Annotated in this window: 16 protein-coding genes and 1 pseudogene; 10 read left to right on the plus strand and 7 right to left on the minus strand. The window is 62.7% G+C overall.

Features of this window, described 5'->3' with window-relative positions; genetic code table 11:
• Window positions 1-31 precede the first annotated feature (31 nt).
• The gene (locus AC0L3P_RS05520; RefSeq protein WP_473301222.1) at window positions 32-1,291 is read right to left on the minus strand and encodes a CaiB/BaiF CoA transferase family protein; all 1,260 of its coding nucleotides are present in this window, start codon (window positions 1,289-1,291) and stop codon (window positions 32-34) included.
• A gap of 9 nt (window positions 1,292-1,300) precedes the next feature.
• A complete protein-coding gene (locus tag AC0L3P_RS05525; RefSeq protein ID WP_473301223.1) occupies window positions 1,301-2,095 on the minus strand; it encodes an enoyl-CoA hydratase/isomerase family protein in 795 nt (264 codons plus the stop codon).
• Window positions 2,096-2,212: 117 nt separating this feature from the next.
• On the opposite strand from AC0L3P_RS05525, the gene AC0L3P_RS05530 reads away from it, so the two are divergent.
• From AC0L3P_RS05530 to AC0L3P_RS05555, 6 genes are all read left to right on the plus strand, one after another.
• On the plus strand, window positions 2,213-2,878 hold the full coding sequence (locus AC0L3P_RS05530) for a GntR family transcriptional regulator (protein WP_354129773.1): 666 nt from the start codon (window positions 2,213-2,215) through the stop codon (window positions 2,876-2,878).
• A 186-nt stretch (window positions 2,879-3,064) separates the two neighbouring features.
• Window positions 3,065-4,036 (plus strand): MBL fold metallo-hydrolase, encoded by a 972-nt coding sequence (locus AC0L3P_RS05535; RefSeq protein WP_473301224.1) that lies wholly within the window; start codon window positions 3,065-3,067, stop codon window positions 4,034-4,036.
• Between the two features lie 209 nt (window positions 4,037-4,245).
• Window positions 4,246-5,661: an L-lactate MFS transporter gene (locus tag AC0L3P_RS05540; RefSeq protein WP_473301225.1), complete on the plus strand. Its 1,416-nt coding sequence runs from the start codon at window positions 4,246-4,248 to the stop codon at window positions 5,659-5,661.
• 26 nt (window positions 5,662-5,687) lie between these two features.
• Entirely contained in the window at window positions 5,688-5,843 is a 156-nt protein-coding gene (locus tag AC0L3P_RS05545) for a hypothetical protein (RefSeq protein WP_473301226.1), read from the plus strand.
• A 7-nt stretch (window positions 5,844-5,850) separates the two neighbouring features.
• Window positions 5,851-5,976, plus strand: a complete 126-nt coding sequence (locus AC0L3P_RS05550) for an MFS transporter small subunit (protein WP_275171964.1) — start codon at window positions 5,851-5,853, stop codon at window positions 5,974-5,976.
• 10 nt (window positions 5,977-5,986) lie between these two features.
• Window positions 5,987-6,196 carry a hypothetical protein gene (locus AC0L3P_RS05555; protein ID WP_275171963.1) on the plus strand — a complete coding sequence of 70 codons (210 nt, stop codon included), beginning with the start codon at window positions 5,987-5,989 and terminating at the stop codon, window positions 6,194-6,196.
• A 27-nt stretch (window positions 6,197-6,223) separates the two neighbouring features.
• On the opposite strand, the gene AC0L3P_RS05560 is transcribed toward AC0L3P_RS05555, so the two are convergent.
• The 4 genes and pseudogenes from AC0L3P_RS05560 to AC0L3P_RS05575 all read right to left on the minus strand — a co-directional run bounded on the left by AC0L3P_RS05560 (window position 6,224) and on the right by AC0L3P_RS05575 (window position 12,084).
• Complete coding sequence (locus AC0L3P_RS05560; RefSeq protein ID WP_473301227.1) at window positions 6,224-7,117, minus strand: LysR family transcriptional regulator; 894 nt, start codon at window positions 7,115-7,117, stop codon at window positions 6,224-6,226.
• 74 nt (window positions 7,118-7,191) lie between these two features.
• A pseudogene (locus AC0L3P_RS05565) lies at window positions 7,192-7,347 on the minus strand (haloacid dehalogenase type II); the annotation flags it as partial.
• Between the two features lie 52 nt (window positions 7,348-7,399).
• Window positions 7,400-10,549, minus strand: a complete 3,150-nt coding sequence (locus tag AC0L3P_RS05570; RefSeq protein ID WP_473301228.1) for an ATP-binding protein — start codon at window positions 10,547-10,549, stop codon at window positions 7,400-7,402.
• 170 nt (window positions 10,550-10,719) lie between these two features.
• Window positions 10,720-12,084, minus strand: a complete 1,365-nt coding sequence (locus tag AC0L3P_RS05575; protein ID WP_473301229.1) for an FAD-binding protein — start codon at window positions 12,082-12,084, stop codon at window positions 10,720-10,722.
• Window positions 12,085-12,412: 328 nt separating this feature from the next.
• On the opposite strand from AC0L3P_RS05575, the gene AC0L3P_RS05580 reads away from it, so the two are divergent.
• The gene (locus AC0L3P_RS05580; protein WP_275171959.1) at window positions 12,413-14,233 is read left to right on the plus strand and encodes a peroxidase family protein; all 1,821 of its coding nucleotides are present in this window, start codon (window positions 12,413-12,415) and stop codon (window positions 14,231-14,233) included.
• A 2-nt stretch (window positions 14,234-14,235) separates the two neighbouring features.
• Entirely contained in the window at window positions 14,236-15,180 is a 945-nt protein-coding gene (locus AC0L3P_RS05585) for a hypothetical protein (protein ID WP_473301230.1), read from the plus strand.
• Here AC0L3P_RS05585 and AC0L3P_RS05590 read toward each other — a convergent pair.
• Window positions 15,177-15,905, minus strand: a complete 729-nt coding sequence (locus AC0L3P_RS05590; RefSeq protein WP_473301231.1) for a haloacid dehalogenase type II — start codon at window positions 15,903-15,905, stop codon at window positions 15,177-15,179. The genes AC0L3P_RS05585 and AC0L3P_RS05590 overlap by 4 nt on opposite strands.
• 116 nt (window positions 15,906-16,021) lie before the next feature.
• Here AC0L3P_RS05590 and AC0L3P_RS05595 point away from each other — a divergent pair, with 116 nt between their 5' ends.
• Window positions 16,022-16,366, plus strand: coding sequence for a hypothetical protein (locus AC0L3P_RS05595; RefSeq protein ID WP_473301232.1), 345 nt, complete (start codon window positions 16,022-16,024; stop codon window positions 16,364-16,366).
• Window positions 16,363-17,262 (plus strand): hypothetical protein, encoded by a 900-nt coding sequence (locus AC0L3P_RS05600; protein ID WP_473301233.1) that lies wholly within the window; start codon window positions 16,363-16,365, stop codon window positions 17,260-17,262. The genes AC0L3P_RS05595 and AC0L3P_RS05600 overlap by 4 nt, the downstream gene beginning before the upstream one ends.
• Window positions 17,263-17,271 lie beyond the last annotated feature (9 nt).

Raw genomic sequence — 17,271 nt, forward strand, 5'->3', positions numbered from 1 at the left:
TTTTTTGTCTCTTGTTGTTTTCGACGTCCGGTCAGGCGACGCGTTCCTCGCGTCTTCCTGATGCCAGGACGATTGCGCCTTCTTGTTCGAGCGCTTCGATCTGCTTCTGGTCGAACCCGTGCTCGACCAGCACCTCGCTTGTATGCTCACCGTAGACCGGGGCGCCCGTGCGGACTTTGCCTGGGGTCTCCGAAAACTTGACCGGCAAGCCGATCGTCTTCACGGGACCGAGCGTGGAATGCTCGACCTCGACGACCATCTCGCGCGCCAGCGTCTGCGGATCGCGAAGCGCCTCCAGCATGTCGTGCACGGGTCCGCACGGCACGCCCTTCTCGTCCAGTGCCGCTAGCCAGTGCGCCCGCGTGCGGGTGCGGAAGCGCTCGCTCAGGACGGCTTCGAGCTCCTTCAGATTGGCCATGCGGTCGGCGCCGTTGATGAAACGCGGATCGGCAGCGAGCTCGCTCGCGCCCAGGGCCTCCAACATCAACAGCCAGTGCTTCTTGTTGGCGCCGCCGACCACCAGCCAGCCGTCCGAGGCCTCGAAGGCCTGATAGGGTGCGTTGAGCGGATGGGCCGAGCCCATGGCGCGCGGTGCGGTACCCGCAGCCAGCGCGATGGTCGACTGCCAGTAGGTCTGCACCAGCGCGGCCTCATAGAGCGAGGTCTCGACCCACTGCCCTTCGCCGGTCTTGAGACGGTGCGTGTAGGCCGCGAGGATGCCCATGCTCGCCAGCAGGCCGGCGGTGATGTCGGACAGCGGCGGGCCGCATTTCACGGGCGGACCATCGGGACGTTCGCCGGTGAAGCTCATGATGCCGCTCATGGCCTGGGCGACCAGATCGAAGCCGCGGCGGTGCTTGTAGGGTCCGGTGCGGCCGAAGCCCGACAGCGAGCAATAGATCAGCGCTGGATGCTGCTTGTGCAGGTCTTCGTAGCCGAAGCCGAGGCGCTCCATGGCGCCCGGCGCAAAATTCTCGACCAGCACATCGGCGCCCGCGATCAGCCGCCGCAAGACCTGCTTGCCGCCATCGGTCTTCAGATCCAGCACGATGCCGCGCTTGTTGCGGTTCATCATCAGGAAGGAGGCCGCCTCGTCGCCGATCTTCGGCGGCACCGAATGGCGGGTGTCGTCACCGTTCGGCGACTTCTCGATCTTGATGACGTCGGCGCCCATGTCGGCCAGCATCAAGGTGCAGGTCGGCCCCGCCATGACATGGGTGAGATCGATGACCTTGAGGCCGGCGAGCGGCCCCGAACGGCGGGAGGTTGATTGCGAGCGATCGCTTTGCATCGGGGCGTCCTATCGGCCGCGCCAATGCGGCGCGCGCTTGGTGAGGAAAGCATCGAGCCCTTCGCGAAAATCCTGGCTCGTGTAGCACATCAGGATGAGGTCTTCGCCCTCGTCCGCCGTCAGCGGCCTTTGCAGGCGCGCCACGGCCTGCTTGGTCGCATTCAGCGTCAGCGGCGCGTGGCTGGCGAGCAATCGGGCAACCTCGTCCGCGCGCCTGTCGAGCGCGGCGAGATCCTCGACGACCTCGCCGAGCAGACCGACACTGGCGGCCTCCGTCGCGTCGACGAGGCGCGCGGTGAAGATCAGATCCTTGACGCGGGCGGCGCCGATCAGGGCGGTGAGACGACTGATATTGGACATCGACAGGCAATTGCCGAGCGTGCGGGCAATGGGAAAGCCGATTTTCGCACTTTGGGTGCCGATGCGGAGGTCACAGGCCGCGGCAATGCCCGCGCCGCCGCCGGTGCAGAACCCGCTGATCGCCGCGATCGTCGGCACGCGGCATTGCTCGAGCGTGGTCAGCACGCGATCGATGCGGTTCTCGTAGTCGATCGCGTCCTGCGGCGACTTGAAATCGCGGAACTGGTTGATGTCGGTGCCCGCGGCAAACGCCTTGTCGCCGGCCCCGCGCAGCACCAGCACCTTGATCGCGTGATCGTGGTTGATCTCCTCGCAGATCGCAGCGAGCCGCTCGTACATCGCGAAGGTGAAGGCGTTGCGGGCCTGCGGGCGGTTGAAGGTGATCCGCCCGATACCGTCCTGGCGCTCGAAAACGAGGTCTTCCGCCCCCACCTGCTGGTCCATTTCCTCATGTCCTTCTGCTTTTCTACATTTTTGAATGCAAAATTGTCGTTTTACAAGCTGGAACTTGCCTTAAACCGCATATATCTTTATTTTTGCATTCAAATGGACTTCAGACCCATGCTGCATGAGGACGTCGTCGGCCGCATCCGGGCCATCCTGCTCGACGGGGAAATCCCGCCGGGCGCGCGGATTCCCGAGCGCGAGTTGTGCGAACGGCTGCAGATATCGCGCACGCCGCTACGCGAGGCGCTCAAGGTGCTCGCCGCCGAAGGGCTCGTGCAGCTCCTGCCCCATCGCGGCTCGCGCGCGGCGAAACTGACCGACAAGGACATGCGCGACCTGTTCGAGGTCTGCCAGGGTCTCGAGGCGCTCGCCGGCGAGCTCGCCTGCGAACGCATCACGGACGCCGAGATCGACGCGATCGCCGCCGCGCACGCAGACATGGTGCGGCATTATCGCGAGAGCGATCTGATCCAGTACTATCGCGGCAACCGCGCCATTCACGAAGCCATTGTCGCTGCGGCCGGAAACCCGGTGCTTGCGGGGCTGTATACGTCCGTGACCGCGCGCATTCGGCGCGCGCGTTACGTCACGCCGATGACACCCGAGCGCTGGGCGGTCGCCGTGCAGGAGCACGATGCCATCTTGAACGCACTGCAGAGGCGGGACGGCGTCGGCCTCGCCCATATCCTGCGCGCGCATCTGCGCCACAAGCGCGAAGAGGTTTTGCAGGCAGGCTTTGCCGAAACGGAAGGCAGTGACCTGGTGCCGCGGATTGCGTGAGACGGCATTCGCGACGAAGAAACTTGCGGTCCCGCTACAACGCGCAGTCAAGAGACACAATCGCGACACAATCATTGACTGCATTCGGCCGTACGATCCGATCGTGCTGACGCGAGGCGATCGGCGCAGGCCGAATGTAACGCGCAAACAATTGCGCAAAACAAAAGACAAAAGCGGAGGAAACGCATGACAATCGATGTCTCACGTCGGTCCTTGTTGGCCCTTGGGGCCGGCCTTGGAGCCAGCGCAATGCTCGGCAGCAGCGCGATGGCGCGCGCTCCCAAGCTCGGCACCCAGACGCCCTACTGGCACCGCTTCGTTCTCGGCGATGCCGAAGTCACCATCGTCTCCGACGGACCGCTTCCGCTCGGCGATCCCTCCGGCACCTTCACCGGCGTTCCCAAGGAAGAGGTGAAGAAGATGCTCGCCGACAATTTCCTGTCGCCGGACAATGTCGTGCTCGAGCAGAACTCGCCGATCGTCAACACCGGCGACAAGCTCATCCTGTTCGATACGGGCATGGGCAGCTCGAAGATGTTCGGCGCCACCACCGGGCGGCAACAGAAAAGCATGACCGAGGCCGGCATCAAGCCCGGGGACATCGATGCGGTGGTCTGTTCGCATGCCCATATCGACCACATCGGGGGCATCGTGGACGACGGCGGCAAGCCGCTGTTTCCGAACGCGCAGATCTACATCTCGCAGACCGATTTCGACTTCTGGACCGACGAAGGCAAGCTCGGCAGCGCAGCCAAGGATTTCGTCGTTCACGCCCGCAAGAACCTGCTGCCGGTGCGCGACCGCATCGTGTTCTTCAAGGACGGCCAGGAATTTTTGCCCGGTGTGCAGGCGATCGCGGCCCCCGGCCATACCGTCGGCCATACCATCTTCATGGTCTCGTCGGCCGGCAAGTCCTTCGCCTTCATGGGGGACCTCTCGCATCATTCGGTGCTGCTGCTGGAGCGGCCGCGAATGGAATTCTCCTACGACACCGATCCCAAGCAGGCGGCCGAGTCACGCGTCAAGCTGCTGACCATGCTCGCCGCAAACAAGGTGCCGGTGATGTCGTATCACTTCGCCTGGCCGGGCTATGGCCATGTTGCCAAGGCCGGCGAAGGCTTCCATTATTATCCCGAACCGATGCAGATGACTTTGTAGGTCGTCAAAGTCCGGGCAGCGCCTGCCGCCCGGACTTTTTGCTTCCCGTCTCAAAGCGCTCACTTCGCCTTTGGTATCTAAGATTCCGATTTAATCGGCCAATATTATTCGTTTGTCAAAATCGTCCTCCTGCGTAGCTTACGCAGAGCGGCTATCGCCCGCGGCCGAACGGCCGCCACCAAAAATGGCGAAGCACGAGGAGGATGAAGATGACGACGACGCTCGACGCATCGGGAATGCCTGCACGCTCGCTACTGCGGTTCCTCGATCGCGAGCATACGATCGCAAGGCCGGGCTATAGCCGATGGATGGTGCCGCCCGCGGCGCTTTGCGTGCACCTCTGTATCGGGCAGGCCTACGCCTTCAGCGTCTTCAACCTGCCGATGACCAAGCTGATCGGCGTCACGCAATCGGCGCCCGGCGACTGGAAACTGACCGAGCTCGGCTGGATCTTTTCCATTGCGATGGTGTTCCTCGGACTGTCGGCCGCGGTGTTCGGACGCTGGGTCGAGGAAGGCGGCCCGCGGCGCGCGATGTTCACCGCCGGCGTCGCCTGGGCGAGCGCGTTCCTGATCTCGGCACTCGGCGTCTCTCTGCACAATCTCTGGATCATCTATCTCGGCTACGGCGTCGTCGGCGGCTGCGCGCTTGGCATCGGCTACATCTCGCCGGTTTCGACGCTGATGAAGTGGTTTCCTGACCGGCCAGGCATGGCGACGGGCATGGCGATCATGGGCTTTGGCGGCGGCGCACTGATCGCCTCCCCCTTCTCCGTCTGGCTGATGAGCAAGTTCGCCAGCGCGACCGACGTCGGCGTGCTCGGCGCCTTCATCACGCTCGGCTGCGTCTATTTCGTCTTCATGATGGTCGGCTCCGCGATCGTGCGCGTGCCTGCGCCGGGCTGGAAGCCGGAAGGCTACGTGCCGCCCACAACCGCGACCAAGCTGATGACGAAGAACGACGTGTTCGTCTACCAGGCGATCAAGACGCCGCAGTTCTGGCTGATCTGGATCGTGCTGTTCTGCAACACCGCGGCCGGCATCGGCGTGCTCGGGCAGGCCTCGGCGATGAGCCAGGAGATGTTCCCGGGACAAATCACCGCGGTCGCGGCCGCGGGTCTCGTCGGCCTGATGAGCCTGTTCAACATGGGCGGACGCTTCAGCTGGGCTTCGTTGTCCGATTTCATCGGACGCAAGAACACCTATTTCGTCTACATGGTGCTCGGCTTCGCGCTTTACGTCACCGTGCCCTATGCCGACGGGAGCGGCAATGTCGTGCTGTTCGTGCTGTGCTTCCTGATCATCGTCAGCATGTATGGCGGCGGATTCTCCACGGTGCCGGCCTATCTGCGCGACATGTTCGGCACCCGCTATGTCGGAGCCATCCACGGCATCCTGCTCACGGCCTGGTCGATGGCCGGCATCGCCGGGCCGGTGCTGATCAACTACATCCGCGAATACAACGTCACCCACGGCGTGCCGAAGGCGCAGGCCTACAACACCACCATGTACATCATGGCCGGACTGCTCGTGGTCGGCTTCCTCGCCAACCTCTGCGTCCGTGCCGTCGACAAGCGCCATCACATGAAAGACGACAACGCAGGTCTCGAGCCGGCGCGCGCTTGAGCCGCGACGGAACAGAAGGAGCGACCATGACAACGACATCGCGAAGCGAAGCGTCATTCTCCCAGTTGCTGCTGAGCTGGATCACCTATCGTGTGTCCCAGATCACGGCGATCAAGCCGTCCCATCGCGCCAGCGAGATCGCTGCCGCCGCCGCGGCGAGCAACAACCCCTCGGGAGCGTGACATTATCATGCATCATGCCCAGACCGTAAAAACCACGCCGCTGCAATTGGCACTGGCCTGGAGCTTCGCAGGCATCCCCTTGCTTGCGGGTGTCATCCAGACCCTGCTCAACGCGATGAAGCTGTTCCAGTAGGCACGACCCCATGCGCTCGACGGACAGGCCCGCAACGCGCGTCGGCGGCGCGCGGCAATTGATCGCCGATGAGGGCTTTACCTTCTGCATGCTTGCCGCGGTGGTCGCCGCTGCGGTTCTTGCATTCGGCTTCGATGCGACCCCGGACACCGTCGTCGCCATGCTTGCGATCGGCGCGGTGACGGCCGTTGCCGAAACCCGCTTGCACCGCCGGCGCTAGGCCCGTCCGGCCGCTGCGAACCTGATGTCAGCGGCGTTTGCGCGCGCTCCGCGCCGGCGTTTCCATCACGCGCCGCGCTTGCTCGGCGGCGAGGTCGCGCATGATCGCGATCGCGCTCTGTACATGGTCGTCCGACTGGTCGACCGAATAGACGACATAGGCCGGCATGGAGAACTTCGGCGCGCCGGCCACCAGGTGCAGGTGCCGCGCCTTCAGCAGCGGTTCGACGATCCGGTGCGCGAAGTAGCCGGAGCCGCCGTTGGCCAGAACATGCTGAAGCCCGAGCCAGCCGATATTGGCAGTCAGCGCGGGTCCTGCGAAATTGGGGAAGACGGCGCTGTGGCGGGCATAGAACTCCGGTCCCCAGTCGACATAGACGTAGCCCTCCTGCGGCTCGGGGTCGCTTTTGGGATTGGTCGAGACCAGCACCAGCTGCTCCTCGATCAGCAGCTCGACTTTCAGGCCGGGCCGACTTTGCGGCGTGTACATCACGCCGATGTCGATGCGACCTTCGACCAGGCCCTGCATCAACTCCGGCTCCAGCGCGCTCTCGGCGCGGATGGAGATTTGCGGATTGGCCTCCTGCATGCGCGGCAGCCAGAGCAGCAGAAACTCCTCCCACAGCCCGATGCGGCCGCCAATCACCAAGGCCCCGCTAAAGCCCTTGGGAACGCCGACGTCATGCCGGGCCTGCTCGACGGTGCGCACCAGGGTCGAGGCGTGGCGCTGGAATTGGCGTCCCGCTGCCGTCAATGCTGCGCCGGCCTTGTTGCGCACGAACAGCGTGCAGCCGAGCAGTTCTTCGAGGCTCTGGATCCGGGTGCTGACGGTGGACTGACTGACGTGAAGCCGCTCGGCGGCCGTAATGAAATTGCCCGTCGCGACCACCGTCAGGAATGTACGCGCAAGCTCGGTATCCAAGGGAGCGGCCTCACATCGACATAGTCGATATGAAAGGCGCTCTCTTGAGGGATGTCAAACCGTAGAAAGGCTGCCTAGCACCCGAGCTTGACGGCGATTCCGCCAAAATCCTTGGCGACGATGTCCCAATTGCCCGTGGCCTCGAAATCGACTTTCTGGAGCGGACCGTATTCGGTCGGCCGCGCCACGAAGGCCGTCAACCCGATCTTCTGCGCGGCGGCGATATCGCCGATGCCGACCGTCTCGCCGGCCGATGTCCTGATCGACCCCGGGTCTGAGCTATCAGCGCGACCGCTCCTGGAGGTAGCGCAACAGCCTGCTGGCCTCCGGACGATCACCACCGTCCGGCTGACCGACAAAAAATTGCAGTTCGTGATGCAGGAGCGTCCGGGCGCGCTCGGTCTCTCCTTTGGCGGCGAGCAGGCGCGCAAGACCCTCCGCGGCACGCAGGCCAAATCCGTGCTGGCCACGACGCTTGGCAAGCGCGAGCGCCAGCTCGAAGTTCCGCTCGGCCAGCGAAGTGTCGTTGATCTGCGCATGTGCGGCAAATCGCCCTTCGATACGCAGGCATTCAGCCTCATACCAGTAGTTGCCGCCCCGCCCGAAGACGTTGCGCGCCTGATCGAGACAACGCCGTGCGTCCGCCAGATGGTCGGCGCGGACATAGGCCTCTGCCAACCAGCAGAGATAAGTGGGCAGCCAATAGACGAGGTGCGCCGTCTGCAGGAAATCGCGCTGCTTCTCAAGCAGATCGATGCCTTCCGTGAGGCGGCCGCTTTCAACGTCAGCCCAACCGAGAAATGTCCGTGCCACCGAGACCCAGAGCGGCAGCTCCCGTCTGATCGCCCCATCGAGCGTCCGCTGGGCGAGCTCCCGCACCGTCTGCACGTCCCGCTCCAGCGTGTAGAGCATGCAGGCATGGGCATAGGCGTAACCGAGGGTATGGGCATGCGACAATTGCTGCGCGTGTCGAAGTGCCTCTCGGCCGTGCGTGACCGCGTCGGCAACTCGGCCCACCAGCCAGTAGCAGATGCACAGGTTGGACAGGCTCGTGATCTGCACGTCGGTGCCGTATGTCACGGCCGTCGCTCGGTCGGCGGCAGCATCGTAGAGCTTGGCGGCCCGATCGAGATGGACGCACGCCTGCTCGGTCTCCCCGTCGAGCAGCGACGTGCCGAGCAGCCGGTGGCCCACCATCCGATCGGCCCTCGTTCCCTTTTGCTCGGCGAGCGTCAGAAAATCCCGCGCCAGCGTGCCGGCCTCCCGCACGTTGCTTGCAACACGCAAATAAGACCATCTTGCATACAGCGCCGGAAAGATGCGCGGATCGTTGTCGAGGGCACGGCAGAGCTCGATGGCGCGGCTGCTGACGTCAGCGACCGCATCGGCGCCGAATCCCTGCAGCGCGATCGTGGGCCCGATCAGCGCGATCTGGGCGTTCAGCTCCAGATTGTCCCGTTCAAGTCCCGCCGGAAGCTTCCTGATCTCCTCCAGCGCCATGTTGAGCTCGGCGACCGCTTCCAGATTAGCCGAACGTTGTGCTGCCTGCTGGGCCGCCTTGAGCCGCATCTGTGCCGCGCGGGAGGTGCGCCCGGCCTCGGACAGGTGCTGCGCAAGATAGCCGGGTTCGGTGATGGCAACCTCCGGCAGATGGAGCTCGATCTCCGCAGCCACGCGGTCGTGAATCTCTCGTCTCTGCCGTTTGAGAAGCGAATAATAGGCAACGTCCCGGACCAGCGCATGCTTGAAGGAGTAGACCTTTTCGTCGTCGTTGCGTTCAAATCCTATCAGCCCAGACGCTCGCAGCCGCTCGAGAGCCGGTTCGAGGCTATCTTGAAGCTCGCCGGCGACGGCAGCAAGAAGCCGATGCGGAAAGCTTCGGCCAATCACCGACGCGAGCTGCGCGACGGCCTTGGCATTGCCGAGGCGCTCGAGACGCAGCATCAGAGAGTCGTAGAGCGCCGACGGCACTTCTGAAGGTCCGCCGGCGCCAGCCGTTCGGACGCCCGGATCGACCTGGCCCGTTTCGAGGGCCGCCGCCGCCAGCTCCTCCACGAACAGCGGCACACCGTCCGATCGCGCCACAATCTGCTGGATCAGCTGACTTGATAGCTGTTTGTCGCGCACGACCGATCCGGCAAGATGGCGGCAGTGCTCATCGTCGAGGCGCTGAAGCACTATACGCAGGATCGTCGGCGACACGTCACCAAGCACGGATGCCCGGCTGGTGAACACTAGGAGATTCCGCGTACCGCCGATCTGGCCGGCAATTCGCTCGACGATCTCGATTGTCGATGGATCGGCCCAGTGAAAATCCTCAATCAGGATCAGGCTGGCTTCGCCGCGCGTTTGCGAGATCAACAGCCGCACCGCCGCATCACGCGTCTTTCGACGCTGCTCCTGCGCGTCGGGAATGATCGCGCCTGACGCCGCCGGCACCGCCAAGCCGAGCATCTGGCCGATCAGCGTCAACTGCTCCTCGTCGCCGCCGGACGTCGCGGCCACGAAATCACGCAGACGCGCTGAATTCGCGTCGGCGTCTCCATCCCTGCCGATGCCGATGCGCTGCTCGAGTGCCCTGATGATCGGGTAAAGCGGCGTGCTCTGATGCGGGGCGGAAGCTTGGATCGCCAGAATCAGGTCGTCGGGCAGCGCGGCCCTTTCGATCAGCTCCAATGCCAGGCGCGATTTTCCGATCCCGGACTCCCCAGTGATCTCCACCGTACGCCCCTGCCCGGTCCGCGCCAGCTCCCACGCTTGCAGCAGCTGCCCCATTTCAGCGACCCTGCCCACCAGGGGCGAGGCATTGCGACGGCGTGCACGATGGCCAGCGCCATCTTCCAACGCCTCGCCCTCGACGAGAAAGACCTCGACTTTTCGCGACAGTCCCTTGAGCGAACACATACCGAGCGATTGCAGGGCGAATTTGCCGCGGAGGAGACGCCTGGTCTCACCGCTGATCACCAGCGAATTGGGCTCGCCCATCTCCAGCAACCGGAATGCAATGTTGGGCGTATCGCCGACGATCTCGGTTGCATCGTGCACGTGACCCAGCCTCGCCTTGCCGATCACCGCTACGCCCGTATGGACCCCGATCCGAACGCGCAGCGGTTCCTGGATCTCCGCAATGGCGCGCTCACTCAGTTCGTGGAGTGCCCGCAACAACACCAGGCCGGCACGGACCGCGCTCTCGGCTTCGTTCTCCGATGCGAGCGGATAGCCGAATTCCGCACGAATGCCGTCGCCGATATAATTGACGACGCTGCCCCCGGCATTAGTGATGCATTGCGAGCTTATCGCCTGGAATTCCAGCAGGATCTCTCGCAAATCCTCTATGTCACAGCGCTCGGACAGGCCTGTTGAGTCGACCACGTCGCAGAACAGAACTGTCAGCTGGCGGCGTTCGGTTGCTCTGTCGTGAGGGTCATCCATCACTCATCCCGGAATTCTGAAGCATGTTGCCCGGTTCGACGTCACGGCTCGAGTTGGCTCCGCTGCCTCTTCGAAAGCGTGACGCAGATTGGCCATTGCCTCGGTAGAAGTCCACGACACGTTACGCGAGTAATTGGTCAATCCCGCTGCCTCAATCGCGAGCCCGATCCTCACGGACTCAGCAGATCGGCAAAGAACGGATTCAGCATTCGTCCTCGCGGATCTTCCCTTCTCACATGCGCCGAGAAGTCGATCCATCTTGTCCCGTACGCTGCCTCGACGTGGTCCCTGGTGATGAATGGACTCTGGTTCAACAGGGGAATGCCGCCCCTCTTGCTCGCAAATTCATTGAACGCCTTCAAAAACCCGTCCCAAGCCGGCCGGTCCGTATAAGCGTGGATGGGGTCGACCGAAAACACGTCTCCGTCATGCGAGTAGGACAGCAACGAGTGCTCATCCTTCCGGATGAAATAGGAGCCGAGCGCCATGTTGCAGCGGAAGTCATGGTCCTTGAAATATTTTTCGCTGAAGTCCACGTAATCGCGCAGCACATGCAGCCATTCAGAGCGCGGAAATGCCCAGAACGTAAACGCATATCGCGCCGACGGCCGCGTATTGCTGTAGTCGATCGTCTTGTCGGGATTGTATAAGGTCGCTCCGCCGATCAGGTGCAAGAACGACATCAACAGCCGGTTGCCAATGAACCACGTGTCGAGCAACGCATCCCTGAGAGGCTTGGTCGGGATGCTACTGTCGATGAATCTGCCGACGCGGGCTTCCGCAAAATTCCAGAGGTTACGGCGGCTGGCGGCGAACAGCGATCCCAACGGTCCAATCCTGTCGATGAGACGTCGCGTCTGGAAGTACGCCTTTCGTCCGACCGTCCAACAGATCAGGCCTCGCGACGCATCGATGATCCCGTCCACTTCCTTCTCGGTCAGTTCGCCGATCCGGCGCGGCAAATATCTGAAGTGGATCGCTTCCAGCGGCTTGATGCGAAACGTCACCTCGTAGATGACGCCGCACAGGCCGTAACTGGAGCGCATCAGGTACATCAGATGCGGGTCCTTCTCCTCCGATGCTTCCGCCAGCCCGCCGCTGGGCGTCACCCATTTCATCGCTGTGATGTACGAGCCGACCTGTCCGAACTCGCCGCCGTCCAGGCCGTCCTTGGTGTGGCAGCAGGCCGCCGCACCGAGCGTCATGTTCCCGATCTCGATATTGGTCAGAAACTGGAGGTTCATCGCCCGCAATAGCCGCGATGCAGCAATGAACTGGAGACCGGCCTCGGCCGTGAACGTCATGCTGTGTGGATCGATCTTGTGGATGCGGCTCATCCCGGACATGTCGATGATCGTCCCGTCGGAGGACGCGCAAGGCGTCAAGGAATGATAGCTGCCCATCGCCCGAACAGGGCTTGGGTAGCGGTCGGCATCCCTGAGGATCGATTGAATCTCGTCAACGGAGCGCGGTGACACCAATTGCGCGGGCGAGCTTGTGATCCCGCCGTCGTAATTGCGAACCATATTGCCCATCTGCGTCACCCCCTTGACGGCGAAACACGCAACTTAGGATGGCTTTTCGGTCTTGCCGGCGCCGGTGCCGGCCTGGTTCTCACGAGATTGAAGCGCTTTGTCGCGCAGCTTCGCCGCGCTCACGCAAATTCAGCCGGGTCGCCCGATGCACCCACGTGCTGTACGTTATCCTATCCGAGCAAACCTTTGGTCGACAGGGAAAATTGCATGCCCGGGCGACCGCAACCGCCGGAAAGCCGCGTTGGCAAACGGCTATTTTGGTGCTATTGAACTGCATTTACTAGTTGCAAATTGAGTTTATTTCACGCCATCGAGTTTGGGAGCGTCAATGTCCCGCGAGAACGATGGTTTTGCCTTCCATCGTGACCTGCTCCAGGCGGTCCTGGATGTTGTCTATCGGGCCATCAACTTCCTTGTCAGATGGGACCACCTGCCGACCCTGCTCGGAGCTGCCAATCTTTCGGTGTTCCGCGACCGGCTGCGCGAGCACAACCTCCACCATACCGGCTATGGCGCGACGTCGCCTGGCTGGAGCACCGGCAATGACCGGTGGCGTTCCGCTGACGGCTCGTTCAACAGCCTCGACCATCCGCGCATGGGCATGGCGGGCGCCCGGTTCGGACGCAATTTCCCGCTGCCGGAATGCGTGCCGGACGGCGTAGACGATCTGCTCGAACCCAGTCCGCGCGAAATTTCGACGGAATTGCTGGCGCGGGACCAATTTATTCCCGCGACCAGCCTCAATCTGCTGGCCGCCGCCTGGATTCAGTTCGAAACGCATAATTGGTTCAGCCATGGGGTGCCCGAGCCGGGAAACGAGTTCAAGATCCCGCTGAAAGCGGGCGACCAATGGCCCAAGAAGGAGCGGCTCGACGACTGCATGAAGATTCGTCGCACGGTTTGCGACGAGACATCGCGTGAGTCATGGCTCGGCGCCACACCGACATTTCGCAATTTCAACTCGCACTGGTGGGACGCCGGGCAGATCTACGGCAGCGATCGCGCGAGGCAGATGCAGATCCGATCCGGGGTCGATGGGAAGATCAGGGTCGGCGATGATGGGATGCTCCCAGCCGATCCAGTCCATCCGGGTGCCGATCTCACCGGCTTCAATGACAATTGGTGGGTCGGGCTCAGCCTGCTCCACAATCTCTTCGCGCGTGAGCACAATTTCATCTGCGATGGCTTGAAGACCCGGTATCCGGCCTGGAATGACGAAGAACTATTCCAGCGTGCGCGCCTGATCAACGCGGCCCTGATCGCCAAGATCCACACCGTCGAATGGACGCCAGGCATCCTCGACCATCCTGCGCTGGATTTCAGCATGCACGCCAACTGGTCGGGGATACCATACCGGGTGCTGCGCGCAGTGCTCGGCAAGAACAGCGAGGCCGCCTATGGCATCATCGGCTCTCCGACGGACCAGCACAGCGCGCCCTACGCGATGACCGAGGAATTCACCGCTGTCTACCGCCTGCACCCGTTGCTCCCGGACAAGATGGATGTGCGGCGGCTCGATACCACAGAGCCAAAATCTTGCGACTTGGTCAACATGCAGGGGCGCGTCTCCCGCGAGTTCATGCAGTCTCACGGCTTCGCCAACCTGATGTACTCCTTCGGCACCGCTCATCCCGGCGCCATTCGCCTCCACAATTATCCCAACTTCCTGCGCCAGTTCACGAAAGACGGCCAGCCGCTGCTGGACGTGGCCGCGATCGATATCATGCGTGATCGCGAGCGCGGCGTGCCGCGCTACAATCGTTTCCGCGAGCTGGTCGGCAAGAAGCGCGTCAAGACATTCGAGGAAATCACCAGCATCCCCGGTGCCGCCAAGAAGATGCGCACGATCTACAAGGGCGACGTCGACCGCGTTGATCTGATGGTGGGGCTGTTAGCCGAGGACCTGCCGGACGGCTTTGGCTTCAGCGATACCGCTTTCCGCATCTTCATCCTGATGGCATCGCGGCGTCTCAAGAGCGACCGCTTTTTCACCGACGACTACCGGCCGGAAGTTTACACCGACTTCGGTCTGGACTGGATCAACCACAACGGAATGAAATCGGTCCTGCTGCGGCATGTGCCGCAGCTCGGCGCGGCGCTCGAGGGCGTCAACAACGCTTTTGCCCCCTGGAATGTGCTGCGAGGCTAGTCATGGCCCTCATCATCACCATTCCGGGCCTCGTTCGTCTTGCCCTCGTGCGCGATCCGGACGAACTGCTCCGCGTCAACGATGCGGGCGTGGTCGCGCGCTCGCTGTCCGGCCGCGGCGGTCTGTTCAATCGCTCGATCGCGGCAAAGCTCGCGGTTTTCCGCACACGTGATGGTGACATCTGGCCGGCGTTTCGCGACCGGCGCGATGCATTCCGCGCGGCGCATCAGGCGGCGCTCGAATCCGCACTTTCGGATGTCAAGCCGCTGTTGCAGCGGATCGCGCCGGAGATCGCCGAACTCGGCAATTACATCCGCGACGGGCACGCACATCGCAGCATGGGCGTCGCTGTTCAGCAAGCGATAGGCCGGCTCTTCTTCGCCGACTATGTTGCTAGCGAGGAGTCCTACGCCGCCGCGCGCACGTTGCAGGCCTGGCTGTCGGCCTGGCCGCTGCGTGCATACTGGATCAGGCGCAGCGGCGCGTTGAAGGCTGCGCTCGATCGAATTGAGGCAGCCTCGCGCGGCGACATGGCTTGCGCGCATGCAACTGCGCTTGCGATGGACAACATCGTAAAGTCGATCGATCTGATGCGCGAGCTGGTGCTTCGCGGCGACAATCTGGCGAAGATCGAACCGCAGGATGCACTGCTTCGCACGCTGCGCGCGCCCGCACGCGTGATCCGCGAAGTGCGCGATGGAGACTGCGTTGGTTTGATCCGGCTGCGGTCACGGACGTTGGTGCTGCTAGCAGTCGAAGGCGCCCGCCAGCAACGTGCCTCCGACCCGGGATTCGCATTCTTTGCCGATGCGTGGAATCGTTGCCCCGCGCACAGCATTGTCCCCGCGTTGCTCATCGAGGTCTGGCAGGCGGCAAGGACCAACAAGAAGCACAGCGCGACGGGAACGCCGCCGCAAGGTGGAGGGCCAACGTCGCGGCCGGCCTAGCACCCGAGCTTGTCGGCGATTCCGCCAAAATCCTTGGCGACGATGTCCCAATTGCCGGTGGCCTCGAAATCGACTTTCTGAAGCGGACCGTATTCGGTCGGCCGCGCCACGAAGGCCGTCTTCAGCCCGTTCTTCTGCGCGGCGGCAAGGTCGCCGTTATGGGCTGCGACCATCATCACCTCTTCCGGCTTGAGGCACAGCAGGCGCGCGGCGCCGAGATAGGTTTCGGGATCGGGCTTGTAGTGCTCGAACAGCTCGGCCGACATGATGAGGTCCCAGGGAAGCCCTGCGAACTTCGCCATGTTGGTGAGCAGCGCGACATTGCCGTTCGACAGCGGCGAGATCACGAATTTCGTCTTCAGCCGCGTCAGGCCCGCGACGCTGTCGGGCCAAGGGTTCAGGCGGTGCCAACCCTTGGTGAGGTGATCGAGATCGGCTTCGGTCAGGCCTGAAATCGAAAATTGCGCGACCAGCTTTTCCAGCGAGCGGCGATGCAGATCATCTAACATGACATAGCCGCGCTCGGGATGTTTGCGCACGTCATCCATCGAGGCCATGTACATGCCGCGCCAGCCGTCGACCAAGGCGGTCCAGTCGGCGGAGATCCCGCGGCCCTTCGCCCACCACATGAAGTCCGTGATCAGGCTGGTGCGCCAGTCGACGACGGTGCCGAACACGTCGAACACCAGGGCTTTGACGGCGGTGAGGTCGGATGTTGTGGTCATGCTTGGCTTCGCGGATAGCCCGCGCTCCGGGTGGCTTCGTCTCAGATGAAGGGCTTTAAAGCATGATCCTTTCCATGCAACAACAGCGCTAGTCCGCCACACCAGACACGCGCAAGATGAACAAGGTGACGGGCCTCAACCAGTCGGAGTGCAGCGGATTTGTCATGACCAACCCTGTTGCATTTGTCTTGTTAGAGAGCGCCGGCCTTCCAGAAAAGAAGGTCCTCATCGAGACGCTACGCGACCGTCATCCAGGCTTGCATTGGGACATCAGCACAGCCGCAGCACATGCGGAAGCCGACGATCTGCTCCTGATCCGCATCGGCGATCATCTGGCGGGAGTCCTTTTGATGCGCGCGCCAACGCCGATCAATCAATCGGCGTGGCAACAGGCCTCCTCGGATGGCCGGAGGCATCGCAGGCACTGGGGAAGCACCGTGCGCACCTGGTCGTCTCGATGACGGGCTCTGCTGCGAAGGGGGCGGAAACCGCGAAGCCCAGGGTGATAGAAAGCACCCGCATCGTCACTGCCGTCGTCGGTAGCTTGATTGAGGCCCAGCCTGGCTGTCTGGGCATAGCCTGGAACGGACAATTCGGACGCTCTCCCGAACAGTGGCTAGAGCAGTCACGCCGATCGTTCGATCCGTTTCCGAATCATCCATACAGCCTATGGATCGAGATTGTTCACTTCGTGAGCGGCAAGACGATTGGGGCTTACACGAAAGGACTATCCGCATTCATCGGACGCGAGATCGAATTTGAGGTAGACGGGCTAGATGAACGCACCGTCACAGCCCGAGTTGCCGGCCTTTCATCCTACCTGATCGCAAACGGCATTGAGGCCGGGCCCAAGAGCGGTGCCGTGTTCGAAGCCGACTCCGAGGTCGATCATCACGTTGCGGTGCTCCACCGCAATTCGCGCTTTCGGATCGGGCCAGTCATTTCGTTCTTTTCTCTTCAAGACCGAGCTGGAAGGTTGAAGACCTACCAGATCATTCCGTCATCTCTCGCCCGAGATCACCCGCTTCTGGTCATGCTGGGCAAGGTCGGGCTATTCGATCTGACGAAGTCAGAAAACCTGATAGAGCTGCGGCCAGATCACTACGTTTCCGAAACTCGCCTGGAGAGCCTCGATGGCGGCGTGTCGCAGGAGCTGTCCAAAATGCTCGCGACCGACGCCTATGCCGAGGCGGACACGAACGCGCGCCGCGCGCTCGCGAGCGGAGACATTGCGTCAGCCAGGTCTTTTTTGCAGCCTTGGGCTGAGGAAGTTGGCCAGCTTCAAGAGGTGCTCCAACTCGCTCTGACCTTGTGCGACGCGTTCATGTTCATGCCGGCCGCACCGCGCAGGCCTTAGCGGACACGC

Source organism: Bradyrhizobium sp. WSM4874, from assembly GCF_055811835.1.

Coding starts and splice junctions, on each gene's coding strand:
- AC0L3P_RS05520 (WP_473301222.1), bottom strand. CDS start 1,291: ATGCAAAGCGATCGCTCGCAATCAACCTCCCGCCGTTCGGGGCCGCTC.
- AC0L3P_RS05590 (WP_473301231.1), bottom strand. CDS start 15,905: ATGACCACAACATCCGACCTCACCGCCGTCAAAGCCCTGGTGTTCGAC.
- AC0L3P_RS05555 (WP_275171963.1), top strand. CDS start 5,987: ATGCGCTCGACGGACAGGCCCGCAACGCGCGTCGGCGGCGCGCGGCAA.
- AC0L3P_RS05585 (WP_473301230.1), top strand. CDS start 14,236: ATGGCCCTCATCATCACCATTCCGGGCCTCGTTCGTCTTGCCCTCGTG.
- AC0L3P_RS05535 (WP_473301224.1), top strand. CDS start 3,065: ATGACAATCGATGTCTCACGTCGGTCCTTGTTGGCCCTTGGGGCCGGC.
- AC0L3P_RS05580 (WP_275171959.1), top strand. CDS start 12,413: ATGTCCCGCGAGAACGATGGTTTTGCCTTCCATCGTGACCTGCTCCAG.
- AC0L3P_RS05545 (WP_473301226.1), top strand. CDS start 5,688: ATGACAACGACATCGCGAAGCGAAGCGTCATTCTCCCAGTTGCTGCTG.
- AC0L3P_RS05595 (WP_473301232.1), top strand. CDS start 16,022: ATGAACAAGGTGACGGGCCTCAACCAGTCGGAGTGCAGCGGATTTGTC.
- AC0L3P_RS05525 (WP_473301223.1), bottom strand. CDS start 2,095: ATGGACCAGCAGGTGGGGGCGGAAGACCTCGTTTTCGAGCGCCAGGAC.
- AC0L3P_RS05570 (WP_473301228.1), bottom strand. CDS start 10,549: ATGGATGACCCTCACGACAGAGCAACCGAACGCCGCCAGCTGACAGTT.
- AC0L3P_RS05540 (WP_473301225.1), top strand. CDS start 4,246: ATGACGACGACGCTCGACGCATCGGGAATGCCTGCACGCTCGCTACTG.
- AC0L3P_RS05530 (WP_354129773.1), top strand. CDS start 2,213: ATGCTGCATGAGGACGTCGTCGGCCGCATCCGGGCCATCCTGCTCGAC.
- AC0L3P_RS05575 (WP_473301229.1), bottom strand. CDS start 12,084: ATGGGCAATATGGTTCGCAATTACGACGGCGGGATCACAAGCTCGCCC.
- AC0L3P_RS05600 (WP_473301233.1), top strand. CDS start 16,363: ATGACGGGCTCTGCTGCGAAGGGGGCGGAAACCGCGAAGCCCAGGGTG.
- AC0L3P_RS05550 (WP_275171964.1), top strand. CDS start 5,851: ATGCATCATGCCCAGACCGTAAAAACCACGCCGCTGCAATTGGCACTG.